We start from the raw sequence: 10,468 nt of genomic DNA, 5'->3' as shown, positions 1-10,468 counted from the left end.
GCCTGCAACCGCCGGCCCCGCTCACTTCCGGCGCAGGCTACCGCGCCGACGTCCCCCCAGTCCCGCCGACCCGCGGCTCCGACACCCCCTCCCATCCTCCCTTCACCCGCATCACCGCGTTCACGTTCGCGAGCGAGCCGAGGTAGCGCACGCCGTGGCCGATCCCCCTGAGCCCCGCTTCGGTCTCCTTCGTCAGCCCGTTGGTCTCGATCATCAGCGTGTCGGGCAGCGCCTGGTGATGCATGCGCGGCGCGCGCATGGCGTCGGCGAGCGACATGCGGTGGTCGATCACGTTGAGGATCACCTGCGAGGTGGCGGTGATGATGCGCGGGCCGCCGGCGGCTCCAACCACGAGCAGCAGCTCTCCCTGCGGGTCGAGCACGATGGTCGGCGACATGGCGCTCAGCATGCGCTTCCCGGGCTGGATCGCATTCGCCTCCCCCTGCACGAGCCCGAACATGTTCGGCTTCCCCGGCGCTGCGGCAAAGTCGTCCATCTCGTCGTTCATGAAGAAGCCGACGTTCTTGAGGTACACCGCCGACCCGTAGCCGTTGTTCAGCGTCGTCGTCGTCGCCACCGCGTTCCCCTTGTCGTCCACCACCGAGTAGTGCGTGGTGTGCAGCCCGTCGGAGATGGGCGTGGCGTTAGGCGGTGTCGGCGTCTTGCGCCGCGGGTCGATGGTCCGCGCCAGCTCCTTGGCGTAGTTCTTGTCGGTGAGCTGCTCCAGCGGGACCTTCACGAAGGCCGGGTCCCCCCAGCTTGCTGTTGCGGTCGATGAAGGCGAGCTGATACGCCGACCCGAGCTGGTGCGCGTACGCCGCCGTCCCCCACGCCGGCGTCGTCTCGCCCATCGCCTCCATGATGTTGAGCGCCTCGGTCACCACGATCCCGCCTGACGAGGCCGGGGGCATGGAGTACATCGCGTAGCCGCGATAGGTGCTCCTGATCGGCGTGCGCCAGATCGCCTTGTACTGCGCGAGGTCCTGCGAGGTGATGATCCCGCCACCACGCTGCATCGCCGCCACCAGCGAATCACCCACCTCGCCGCGGTAGAAGACGTTGGGCCCCTTGTCGGCAATCAGCTGCAACGTGCGGGCGAGCGCCGGCTGCTTGAACAGCGTCCCCAGCTTCACCGGCTCGCCGTTCTGGTAGAAGACGTCCTTGGCGTCGAAGCGCCCGATGTAGCCCTGGCTCGACTTGAGGCTCAGGTAGAACTGCGAGTCGACCACGAAGCCATCGCGCGCCAGCCGAATCGCCGGCGCCATGGCCTGCGCCAGCGTCATCGTCCCGTACTTCTTGAGCGCCTCGGCCATCCCCGCCACCGCGCCGGGGACCCCCGACGCCTTGTAGCCGATGATGCTCTCGTTGGTCGGGTTCCCCTTGGCGTCGAGGTACATGTTGCGGCTGGCGGCGAGCGGCGCGACTTCGCGGTAGTCGATGGTCGCCGCGCGCCCGTCGGCCATGCGGATCACCATGAAGCCGCCGCCCCCGATGTTCCCTGCCACGGGATACGTCACCGCCAGCGCGAACCCCACCGCGACCGCCGCGTCGACCGCGTTCCCGCCGGCGCGAATGACCTCGTTCCCTGCGTCCGAGGCCAGCACCTGGTTGGACGCGATCATGAACCGCTCGCCGAATGCCGCCTTCTCGCCAGCCTTGAAGCGCCACCCCTCGGGGAAGGTCACCGCCTGCCGCGGCGGAATCGCCGGCTCCGTGGAGCGCAGCGCACCGGAGGGGGCCGGCGCGCGACACGCCCCCAGCGCGAGGAGTGCGAACACAAGCGAACGACGCGACACGAGCATGGCGGTCATGGCGAAGAAGGCGAGGAGTGAGTCGAACGCACGGAATCTGCCCCCGCACCACGCGCGATCAAGGACCGCCCTCGGGGTCAGACCCCAGCTCTGACCCCAGCTCTGACCCCAGCTCTGACCCCAGCTCTGACCCCAGCTCTGACCCCAGCCGCTAAACCCCACCCGCAACCCCAGCCGCGTCGTGTAGTGCCGCGTCGTGCGCCGCTGGAACAGGTCGTTCGACTTCTCGTGCATGCTCGACCCGTAGTCGAACATCGCCGCCAACTCGAAGTCGCGCGAAAGCCCGTAGCCGATCCCCGTGCCGAACGAGTACGCGAAGTCGGTGTTCGTCAGCCCGTCGTACTCGGTGGCCCCCGCCGGAACGACGGTGAAGTTGCTGTAGCGCAGCGCCCCCACGAACCCCTCGTACACCAGGTGAAATCCCCGTCCGCCCCCCGAGCGCGCCATGAGCCCGTACTGCACCGTCGTCGCCTCGGCCCCGCAGCGCGGACGGCAACTCGCTGACGATGCGCTCCCGAAAATGCCGAGCGGGAGGCGCGCATAGTTGAAGACCGCGCCAATCGTCGTGCGTGGCGCCACCTCGCGCTCCGCGGTGAAGCGCACCGACCAGTTGGAGTCGAAGTCCCACGTCGACTTGGTCCCCGGGTCGCCCACCTGATCGGACCACTGATAGCCGCCCCACGCCGACACCCACCACGTCGGCCCGCCAAAGCCCCCCATGCGGCGAGGGCCACGCCGGTCCTGCGCACCCACCGACAGGGGCATGGCCATCGACATCAGTAAAGTGATCGCCCACGCGACCACCATCGTCCGCTTCATCCCCGTACGCATTGTCGCTCCGTTGTGACCGCTCTCGGCGCGAGGGTAAGTTACCCCCAGCCATCTGGGGGAGACAGCGCGTCCCTCCCTGCTACCCTCGACCGTCCTCTCGCGTGCCTCCTCGAGCGCTCGACCCTCGCATCACCGAACACCGCAACCCGCGCTCGGCCAACATCGACCTCGCCACGCCGCTCGAGATCGTCGATATCATGACCGCTGAGGACCGCCGAGTCCCTGACGCGGTCGCCACGCAGCGCGAACAGATCGCCAGCGCCATCAGCCGCATCGAGCACGCCTTCCGCACCGGTGGGCGCCTCTTCTACGTCGGCGCCGGGACCTCGGGACGACTCGGCATCCTCGACGCCAGCGAGTGCCCGCCAACCTTCGGCAGCGATCCGGAGCTGGTGCAGGGGATCATCGCCGGCGGTACCGAGGCGGTCTTCCGCGCGCAGGAAGGGGCCGAGGACAGCCCGGAGCAGGGGGCGACGACGGTCGACGAGTACGGGATCAATGCGCACGATGTGCTGATCGGCATCGCCGCGTCGGGGACGACGCCCTTCGTACGGGGCGCCCTAACGAGAGCCAAGGCGCGCGGCGCAGCGGTCGGGCTCATCGCCTGCACCCCCATCGACGAGGCCTTCGCCTCCACGCTCGATCACCTCATCGTCCCCGTCACCGGCCCCGAACTCGTCACCGGCTCCACGCGCCTCAAGGCCGGGACGGCGACCAAGCTCGTGCTCAACATGCTCACCACCGGGGCGATGATCCGCGTGGGGAAGACGTTCGGGAACCTGATGGTCGACCTGCGTGCGACCAACCTCAAGCTCGTCGATCGCAGCCAGCGCATCATCATGGAAGTCTGCCACGTCACCCGCGACGAGGCGCGCGCGCTCATCGCCCGCGCCGACGGGCGCGTGAAGCTGGCGATCGTCATGCACCTGCTTGGCGTCGACAAGGAGGGCGCCGAAGCGGCGCTCGCCAAGGGAGACGGCGTCATCCGCCGAGTCGTCGGCGGCGATCCTCCACCCATTCCGCAGCCATGACCGTCGTCGTCGGCCTCATGTCGGGCACCTCGCTCGACGGCATCTCCGCCGCCGTCGTGCGCTTTGCACGTGACGGCGGGCGCATCACCGCCGAACTGCTCGCCTACGACGTCCTCGACTACGATGACGCGCAGCGCGATCGCCTGGCGCGCGCCCTGCGCGAAGGGACCCCCGAGGAGTACTGCCGCGTCAACTTCGACCTGGGCGAGCTGCTGGCCAGCGCCGCGGTGCGCGTGATCGCCGAGTCGGGGGTTCCGCGCCGCGAGGTGGCGGCGATCGCCACGCACGGGCAGACGGTCTGGCACGTCCCCGGACACTCGACCTGGCAGATCGGCGAGTCGTCGGTGATCGCCGAGCGGTTGGGGCGCCCCGTCATCTCCGACTTCCGCGTGCGCGACATGGCGGCGGGAGGGCAGGGGGCCCCGCTCGTCCCCATGGCCGACGCCGTGCTTTTCAGCGCGACGCACTGGCGGGCGCTGCAGAACATCGGGGGGATCGGCAACGTGACCGTCGTCCCGCCTAACGGCGGCGTGGCCGGCGTGCGCGCCTTCGACACGGGCCCCGGCGTCGTCGTCATCGACGGTGTCACGCGCGCCCTCTTCCCCGGGCAACGCTACGACAAGGACGGCGCCCTGGCGCGCCAAGGCGTGCCGATCGACGAGGTGGTGGACGCGGCGCTGCTCGACCCCTACTTCAGCGCTCCGCCCCCCAAGAGCACCGGCCGCGAGCTCTTCACCCCCGACTACATCGCGCGCTTCATCGCCCAGTGCCGCGCTGCGCGCGCCGAGGCCACTCCGCACGACATCATCGCCACCGCCGTCGCCTTCACCGCGCGCTCCATCGCCGACGCGTACGAACGCTTCCTCCCCGAGCCCATCCGCGACGTCGTGGTGTCCGGGGGGGGCGCCAAGAACCCGGCCTTGGTCGAGGCGATCGCCGGGCGGCTCCCTGGCAAGCAGGTGGTCCGCTTCGACGACGTCTTCTTCGACGGCGAGGCCAAGGAAGCGGTTGCCTTTGCGCTGTTAGGCTACCTGCACCTCATGGGCGAAGCGGGCAACGTCCCCGCGGCCACCGGCGCGGCTGGTCCGCGCATCTTGGGGAAGCTCACGCCGGCCTGAGACGCGGTAGCTGGCGGCGGGTCCACTGTTGGCGCAGCGCTGCTTCGCGTCCAGGTGAGAGGTGGGAGCCATTGCGCCTGATCTGCGTGCACTGGTCGCTGTGCGCGCTGGCGCGAGGGAAAGCATGACACGGGGGTTCACGGAGGTAACACGGAGGTTGAAGGCGGTTTTTTCGGGCGGCAACGCGGGGGGGCACAGCGGCAACGTGGGGGACACGGAGGACACGCGGGGCGGCCCCTACCCGATCGAATCGAAACCAAGCCCACATCACGCCGTCCTCCCCCGCACGCCTCCCTCCTCCGTGAACCCCCGTGAACCCCCCGTGAACCCCCGTGTCAAGCTTTTCCGGACTCCCACTCCGCTCCACCCAAGCCCCGCCTAACGCCTCACCGAAACTCGAACCGCGCCCCCCGCACCCGCCCGCGCCAGTAGGCGTGCTCCCCCTCAGGAGCCACCCACTTCACCGACGCCGAGACCGGGATCTTCACCCCGCTCACCAACATCAGCTCGCGCGACATCTCTCCCACCCACGGCGTCAGCACCGACGTCCCGTTCACGTCGCGCTCTCGCATCGCGGTGATCCGCGAGATCTCCCCCTCGGTGCCGAAGTGCACGTCCATCGAGACCTCGATCCCCGCGTCGGAGACCGTGGCGCGCGCCGTCGAGTCGTCGATCGCACTCCACCGCACCCCTTCGCTGGGAAGGAGCGCCGTCGGTAGCCACGCCGCCTCGGCGATGAAGCGCAGCAGCGCCCCCGACGCCAACCCCGGCGTCCCTTCCTGGTCGACGACCTTGATCACCCCCGCCATCGTCGCCAGCATGCTCGCGCTCCCCGCTGCATAACGATCGCGCACGCGCACGGGCATGAACGGGAGCATGTGGATCTCGGCATCCCACACGAAGCCGCGCGGCGCCGTGGTGTACAGCTGCCGCGACGTGAATCGCTGCCACTGGTTTGGCTTGAGGGCGAACTCCCCGTCGTGGTCGATGTATGCCAGGCGAATCATGCGCTGGCTGGGGATCAGCACGCGCCCGAAGTAGCGCCGCACCGGCGCGGGGAGCGAATCGAGCTGCTCGCGGGAGAACGTCGTCGGAAGGCCGGTCACCGGGGTCGTGTCGGCCAACGCGAGCAGGCGCGCGAAGCTGGCGTCGGACGAACGGTTCCACGACATCGACCCGTAGATGACCGCGACGGCGGCCGCCACGATGATGGCGACGACCACGATGATCACGGCTCCGGCGATTCGTCCCATGGCGTCCTTGCCCCCCCTGCGCACCATACGATGCGAGTGGCGCGGCGCGCGGACCATCGGTGGCTTGCCTGATACTTCGCCGTGATTGCCCACTTCCATCCGCGTTTTCCCCCTCGCCCCCACGCCCGCGGCGCGTAGGATTCGGGAGACCTCGGCGGCCTGCCGATGCGGCCGTGTCTCCCTGTCCACCATGAGCGACCTCGCACAACTCCTCCTCCCCGCCGTCCGGTGGGACGCGGCGCGCGGCTTTGCCGACGCCACCGCCGACATCGAGCGCGCCCTCGCCCTCGGGGTGGGGGGCTTCATCATCTTCGGGGGCGAGCGCGACGCCGTGGCCGCCCTCACCGCGCAGCTGCGCGCCGGCTCGCGCCATCCGTTGCTCATTGCCGCCGACCTGGAACGCGGCGCTGGTCAACAGTTCGCTGGCTGCACACCGCTCCCCCCGCTCGCCGCCCTCGGTTCGTTAGGCGACCCGCTCGCCCTCCGCGTCGCCGGCCGCCTCACCGCCCGCGAGGCGCTCGCGCTGGGCATCAACTGGACCTACGCCCCGGTCGCCGACCTCGACCTCGAGCCCGACAACCCCATCGTCGGGACGCGGTCGTTAGGCGCCGACCCCGACGCCGTCAGCGCCGCGGTGGCCGAGTGCATCGATGCCATCCAGGGGGAGGGGATGCTGGCCTGCGCCAAGCACTTCCCCGGCCATGGCCGCACCGTCACCGACTCGCACGCCGTTCTCCCCGTGGTGAACGCCACGCGCGAGCAGCTCCAGGTCGACCTCGCCCCCTTCGTCGCCGCCATCGACGCCGGCGTGGCCAGCGTCATGACCGCCCACGTCGCCTACCCCGCCCTCGACCCCACCGGCGCCCCCGCCACCTGCTCGCGCGCCATCGTGCACGGGCTGCTGCGCGAGGAACTCGGCTTCGAGGGGCTCATCATCACCGACGCGCTCATCATGGGCGGCGTGCAGGACGAGGGAGGGGAAGCGCACGCCGCCTCGCGCGCCATCGCCGCCGGCTGCGACCTTCTGCTCTATCCCAACGACCCGGTCGCCGCCCTTCGCGGGTTGGAGGTCGTCGCCGGACGCAGCGTCCCCAGCGCGCAGCTCGGCCAATCGCTGGCGCGCCGCGACCATTGGGCGCGCTGGGCCGCCACGCCGGCGACCGTTCGCCCCGTCAGCCCCGACGACCTCGAGGAGGGGAGCGCCCTCGCCACGCGCGCCGTCCACCTCCTCCGCGGCACCATCCCCCCACTCGGCCCCCGCATCGGCGTCGCCATCGTCGACGACGACCTGGGCGGCCCCTATCCCGCCCCCAGCCGCCAGCCCCTGCTCGATGCGTTAGGCGCGGCCGGCGTCGAGGTGGAAGTGGAGACGCACCCCGGCCGCGGCAGCAAGCCCCTGGTGATCGCCCTGTTCGGCGACATCCGGGCGTGGAAGGGGAGGCCCGGCTACTCCCAGTCGGCGCTCGACCGCGTGCGGCAGCTCACCGCCACCGCCCGGGCGGCGCGCCGAGACGTCTACCTCGTGCAGTTCTCGCATCCCAGGCTCGCCGCTGCCCTCCCGGCCGACGTCCCGATCCTGTGCGCCTGGGGAGGGGAGCGTCCGATGCAACTGGCGGTCGCGCGCAGGCTCGCGGCTCGTTAGGCCCGGACCGCGTTGCTGCTGGCGCGCGTGGCTGACGCCGGGTGTCGCGTCGAGCAGTGAGAAAAGCAGGACACGGGGGTTCACGGGGGGATCACGGGGGTTCACGGAGGAGAGCGGTGCGCGACGGAAGTCCTCCGTGAACCCCCGTGCATCCCCCGTGAACCCCCGTGTCTAGCTTTTTGGGGACCCGAAGCACGCGCTTGTGCCCGCCGGTCCCGCTCCCCGCCGTTATCGCCCGGAGAAGTACTGCAGGATCTGCCAGATCAGGTATCCGCCCAGCACCACCGCCGCCGCCGCCAGTACCCCGCGGACCACGAGCGACAGCTCCTGGCGTTCGGTGCGCACCGCCGCCGGCAGCTCCAGCGGGGTCTTCTGGAAGACGGCTTCCATCTGCTCGGTCTTGGCCCGCATCAGGTCGTCGACCGAGTCGCCCGGCCCCACCTCGCGCCCGGGAACCGCGAAGATCCGGTGCCCCACGTGGTCGTCGTCGTTAGGCGCGGCCAGCCCGGAGCCGTCGAAGCGCGCCGCCACCACGGTGATGTTGTCCGGGCCGCCGAGCGCGTTGGCCATGCCGATGAGCCGGCGACACGCCAGCTGCAAGTCCGCCTCCTCCGCCACCGCGCGCCCGATCTCCTCCCCGCGCACGATCCCCGACAGCCCGTCCGAGCAGAGCACCAGCACGTCGCCGCGGCGCACCCGCTGGTAGGTGAGGTCGATCCGGATCACCGCCTCCGGCCCCAGCGCCTGCAGGATGATGTTGCGGCGCTCGCTGATCTCGGCTTCTTCCTCGGTGATCTCCCCCGCCTCGAGCAGCTTCTGCATCAGCGACTGGTCCTTCGTGATCTGCCGGGCCGTGCCGTCGCGCACGAGGTAGGCGCGCGAATCGCCCACCTGCGCCAGGTACAGCGTGTCGCCCAGCAGCCCGGCGATCGTCGCCGTCGTCCCCATCCCGCGCAGCTCCGGGTGCTCCACCGCGTGGCGGTAGATCGAGGTGTTCGCGACGTCGGTCGCCGTCTCCAGCGCCTGCACGAAGGTGGGGCCGTCGGACGAGCGGCGGGGGGACCACTGCTCCTTCATGTAGCGCAGCACCACATCGACCGCCGTCTCGCTCGCCAGCTCTCCCGCGGCGGCCCCGCCCATCCCGTCGGCCACCATGAACAGGTGCCCCACCGGCCCCGCGGGCTGTCGCAGCACCTTGTCGAACTGCAGCGGCGCCCCGTTCGAGAGGTCGGCGACGACGAAGGCGTCCTCGTTGTGGTCGCGCGTGCGCCCCACATCGGAGAGGGCGAAGACGTCGACCATGACCGGCGCGTCCGTCCCCTTGGGTGGCGTGGGCATGCGCGCGGCGCGCGTCTCGATCGGAGTCTTCATGCAGGGATCACGCGCGGCCCCACCCTGTCGTCGCTTCGTTGCGGTCTGGACGTCACACCAAGGGTCCGGGCTTCGCGGGTAAGGTCTCGTGAGACGGTTCGGGCGAAGATGCCATGTGGGGCCATACGGGGCAACCACAGCCGTGGATTCGCCCTCCCCCCACATGCGGATTAGCTTCGCCGCATGCGTCGAGCATTCGTAGCGGCCCTCGTGCGTTCCTCCCCTGCGCTGGCGCTCTGCGCGAGCGCCGCCTGCGCCACCGCGGCACGCCCCCCCGCCGGGGCCGCTCCCGCCGTCGCCCCCGACAGCGCCCCGGGGCCCCTCGCCTTTCCCCCGGTCCCGCGCGTCACGGGGAAGCTCGACCTCCGCGTCGTCTATCCCCCCGACGGGGCCACCATCGTCGCCCGCGACTCCACCTTCATCTTCGGCTCGCTCGGCACCGGCGACGCGCAGCTGACGGTCAACGGCGTCAGCGTCCCCGTCCTCCCCAACGGCGCCTGGCTCGGCTGGCTCCCCCTCCCGCCGCGCGACAACCCGCGCTGGTCGCTCGTCGCCGCGCGCGGGAGCGACACCGTGCGCGTCACCCGTCGCCTCGTCCTCCCGCCGGCGCGCCCCATGCTCAGCGAGAGCGGCCCGCTCGCCGTCGACTCGGCGTCGCTCCGTCCCGGCACGCGTGAGGCACGCCTCGCCACCGACCTCGTACGCGTCGCCCTCCGCGCACCGCGCTCGGCAACGGTCGACTGGATTGCAGCAGACGGGACGCGCCGCGCGCTGCGCCCCCCCGCCAACCCCGCCGCCGACTCGTCGCTGTGGGCCACCGACATCGAGGCCCGGCTCCTCGCGACCCCCGGGCGCCTCGTCGTGGCGCGCGGCGCCGACACCGTCTCGTTAGTCACGCCGCGCGTGGCGCTCGTCGACTCGATGGGCCCCCGCTACGCCGTCCTGGGCGACCGCCCCGTGACGCTCACCGCCACCGCCCCCGACTCCGACCGCGTCATCATCGGGCGCCCCGTGGCGAGCGGTGGGACGTACAAGTGGTTCTTCCTCCCGGGGACCGTCGTCGAGGTGACCGGCCGTTCGGGCGACATGGTGCGCGCGCGTGTCGACCGCGACCTCTCCGTCTGGTTCGACGGCGCCGACGTGCGCGAGCTCCCGACGGGGACGGCCGCCCCCGTGCGTGTGGCTGGCAACGCGCGCGTGGTGTCGCGCGGCGCCGAATGGAGCGACCTGGTGATCCCGATGGCCGAGCGTCCGCCGGTGGCCGTGACGGAGACGGCGGATGCGCTGGTGCTCGAGCTGTACGGCACGACGGCCAACACCGACATCCTCAACTTCGACTCGCGCGATGCGATCGTTAGGCGCGTGACGTGGGAGCAGGTGGGGGAGGGAAGGGCGCGGTACGTGGTGTCGC

Annotated in this window: 8 protein-coding genes; 4 read left to right on the top strand and 4 right to left on the bottom strand. The window is 71.0% G+C overall.

What is annotated here, in order from left to right:
- Window positions 1–37 precede the first annotated feature (37 nt).
- The gene (locus IPN47_23900; GenBank protein ID MBK9411026.1) at window positions 38–739 is read right to left on the bottom strand and encodes a gamma-glutamyltransferase; all 702 of its coding nucleotides are present in this window, start codon (window positions 737–739) and stop codon (window positions 38–40) included.
- Window positions 645–2,642 carry a gamma-glutamyltransferase gene (locus IPN47_23895; GenBank protein ID MBK9411025.1) on the bottom strand — a complete coding sequence of 666 codons (1,998 nt, stop codon included), beginning with the start codon at window positions 2,640–2,642 and terminating at the stop codon, window positions 645–647. Before IPN47_23895 ends, IPN47_23900 begins: the two co-directional genes overlap by 95 nt.
- A gap of 101 nt (window positions 2,643–2,743) precedes the next feature.
- Here IPN47_23895 and murQ point away from each other — a divergent pair, with 101 nt between their 5' ends.
- On the top strand, window positions 2,744–3,673 hold the full coding sequence (gene murQ / locus IPN47_23890) for an N-acetylmuramic acid 6-phosphate etherase (GenBank protein ID MBK9411024.1): 930 nt from the start codon (window positions 2,744–2,746) through the stop codon (window positions 3,671–3,673).
- A complete protein-coding gene (locus IPN47_23885; protein ID MBK9411023.1) occupies window positions 3,670–4,791 on the top strand; it encodes an anhydro-N-acetylmuramic acid kinase in 1,122 nt (373 codons plus the stop codon). Before murQ ends, IPN47_23885 begins: the two co-directional genes overlap by 4 nt.
- 386 nt (window positions 4,792–5,177) lie before the next feature.
- Here IPN47_23885 and IPN47_23880 read toward each other — a convergent pair whose 3' ends face one another.
- Window positions 5,178–6,044, bottom strand: a complete 867-nt coding sequence (locus tag IPN47_23880) for a hypothetical protein (protein MBK9411022.1) — start codon at window positions 6,042–6,044, stop codon at window positions 5,178–5,180.
- A gap of 190 nt (window positions 6,045–6,234) precedes the next feature.
- On the opposite strand from IPN47_23880, the gene IPN47_23875 reads away from it, so the two are divergent.
- The gene (locus tag IPN47_23875) at window positions 6,235–7,686 is read left to right on the top strand and encodes a hypothetical protein (protein ID MBK9411021.1); all 1,452 of its coding nucleotides are present in this window, start codon (window positions 6,235–6,237) and stop codon (window positions 7,684–7,686) included.
- 228 nt (window positions 7,687–7,914) lie between these two features.
- On the opposite strand, the gene IPN47_23870 is transcribed toward IPN47_23875, so the two are convergent.
- Complete coding sequence (locus IPN47_23870; GenBank protein ID MBK9411020.1) at window positions 7,915–9,057, bottom strand: serine/threonine-protein phosphatase; 1,143 nt, start codon at window positions 9,055–9,057, stop codon at window positions 7,915–7,917.
- Window positions 9,058–9,240: 183 nt separating this feature from the next.
- Here IPN47_23870 and IPN47_23865 point away from each other — a divergent pair.
- Window positions 9,241–10,468, top strand: a 1,228-nt coding sequence (locus IPN47_23865) for a hypothetical protein (protein ID MBK9411019.1), incomplete at its 3' end; no start/stop codon positions are given.

It is taken from the genome of Gemmatimonadota bacterium, assembly GCA_016719105.1.
GTDB lineage: Bacteria > Gemmatimonadota > Gemmatimonadetes > Gemmatimonadales > Gemmatimonadaceae > SCN-70-22.
Note: the sequence above shows the minus strand (reverse complement) of the source record. Positions and strands in the feature narration are given on the sequence as shown.

What these genes read in the sequence shown, in the direction of transcription:
- IPN47_23895 (MBK9411025.1), bottom strand. Translation starts at nt 2,642, where the DNA reads ATGCGTACGGGGATGAAGCGGACGATGGTGGTCGCGTGGGCGATCACT.
- IPN47_23870 (MBK9411020.1), bottom strand. Translation starts at nt 9,057, where the DNA reads ATGAAGACTCCGATCGAGACGCGCGCCGCGCGCATGCCCACGCCACCC.
- IPN47_23885 (MBK9411023.1), top strand. Translation starts at nt 3,670, where the DNA reads ATGACCGTCGTCGTCGGCCTCATGTCGGGCACCTCGCTCGACGGCATC.
- IPN47_23880 (MBK9411022.1), bottom strand. Translation starts at nt 6,044, where the DNA reads ATGGGACGAATCGCCGGAGCCGTGATCATCGTGGTCGTCGCCATCATC.
- IPN47_23875 (MBK9411021.1), top strand. Translation starts at nt 6,235, where the DNA reads ATGAGCGACCTCGCACAACTCCTCCTCCCCGCCGTCCGGTGGGACGCG.